This is a genomic window from Sphingomonas sp. (genome assembly GCF_048594985.1).
Classification (GTDB): Bacteria; Pseudomonadota; Alphaproteobacteria; order Sphingomonadales; family Sphingomonadaceae; genus Sphingomonas_I.
In genome coordinates, this window is record NZ_JBMDXG010000099.1 from 1 (window position 1) to 1,550 (window position 1,550).

The 1,550-nt window shown below is 70.6% G+C and carries 1 protein-coding gene and 1 pseudogene; both read right to left on the reverse strand.

Annotated features, from left to right (window positions below):
- A pseudogene (proA, locus tag ACOJSF_RS03715) lies at positions 1 to 426 on the reverse strand (gamma-glutamyl-phosphate reductase); the annotation flags it as partial.
- Between the two features lie 113 nt (positions 427 to 539).
- Positions 540 to 1,439 carry a hypothetical protein gene (locus ACOJSF_RS03720; RefSeq protein WP_420140880.1) on the reverse strand — a complete coding sequence of 300 codons (900 nt, stop codon included), beginning with the start codon at positions 1,437 to 1,439 and terminating at the stop codon, positions 540 to 542.
- Between the last annotated feature and the right edge of the window lie 111 nt (positions 1,440 to 1,550).

A 1,550-nucleotide genomic window follows, 5' to 3' on the forward strand; every position in this document is an offset into this window, starting at 1 on the left:
GACGATCGCAGCGTTCGACCGCGCCGCGTTACGCGATCCCCGCAGGAGCGAGGCGCTCCCCGCCTTGAGGCAGATCGCCGCCGCATCGGCCGTGACATTGGGTCGTCCCTCGTAGATCATGCCGATGACCCCCATCGGCACGCGGATCTGCCGAAGCTCCAGACCGTTCGGCAGGCTGGAGCCGCGGACCACTTCGCCGACGGGGTCGGGCAGCGCGGCTACCTGGCGTACGCCATCGGCGAAGGCGGCCACGCGACCGGCATCGAGGGACAGCCGATCGACGACGTTCTCGGGGGTCCCCTCCTCACGGGCACCGGCGACGTCGAGCGCGTTCGCCGCGACGATGTCCTCCGTCGCAGCGACCAGCGCCTCGGCCATCGCGATCAGCGCGGCGTCCTTCTCCGCGCGTGAGGCCTGCGCGAGCACCGTCGCCGCGGATCGCGCCCGCCGTGCCGCATCGTGGACCAACTGCTTCATGCGGGCAGTCTAGTGTCCGGGTTCAGACGCCGGCGCTACCGGCACCAGCGTCGACGGGCAGGTCAGCCTTCGAGCTCGGCGAGCCGCTCTTCGGCATCGGTGAGCTTGTCGCCGTCGACCGCGACCACCCGGTGGAACCAGGTCACGGCCTCATCGCGACGTCCCGCCGCCAGCAGGGTGTCGGCATAGGCGTAGCGGAGGCGAGCCACCCAGTCGGCGCGGCTCTTGCTCATCAGGTTCTCGGCTTCGAGCAGCTGCAACGAGGCCTCGATCTGTCCCATGTCGCGCCGTGCGCCGGCCACGACGATGGTCAGCTCCGCGTTGCCGCCTTCGTCGAGCTGGGCGCGGATCTCGGACGTGTCGTATTCGAGGGCCTTCTGGGGACGCTTCAGTGCGCGCTCACAGTCGGCCATCATCGGAGCGTAGATGGCCCGGCCGGTGATCCGCCGGGCGGCGCGAAACTCCGCAAGCGCTTCGGACCAGTTGCCGAGCGCGTAGGCGGTCTCACCGGTGGCCTCGCGCACGAGGCCGTTGCGCATCGCGCGCGCACGGGCAGCGAGAGCATGCTGATGGGCCAGCGCCGGATCTTCGTGCAACAGCGAGCCCGCCATCACCAAGTGCCGGGCGACCTTCTCGGCCAGCTTCGGGGGGATGTTCTGCAGTTCCTGGCGAGCGAAGCGATCGAGGTCCTTCGCGCTGACGTCATCGGGGATGGGAGGTCCGTCGTAGACCTTCTGCGCCTCGGTGCGCTCGCGGGGCTCCTGCCGACGATCGCGTGGGGCTCCGCCCTGGCGGCCACCGCGGCCCTGCGCCGGCTTGCCGTCTCGGCCGGGCTTGCCGTCCTTGCCTGCTGGTCGACCGCGTCCTCCACCGGGGCGTCCGGACGCGCCCTGTGGGCGCTGGCCGCCGCCGGGGCCGCCGCGCCCCTGGCCCTGACGTGGTCTCTTCGATTCAGCTGACATAGTGCTTCCTTGATACATCTGGTGAAATGCGGCGAGGGCCCCCCCCCGGTGGGGGGGGCCGCCGCGCCAGTTTTTTTAGGGGGCCGGCAACAAAACCCCCCCCAAAACCCT

Excerpts from the sequence above, each read along its gene's own strand:
- ACOJSF_RS03720 (WP_420140880.1), bottom strand. The coding sequence starts at position 1,439 with ATGTCAGCTGAATCGAAGAGACCACGTCAGGGCCAGGGGCGCGGCGGC.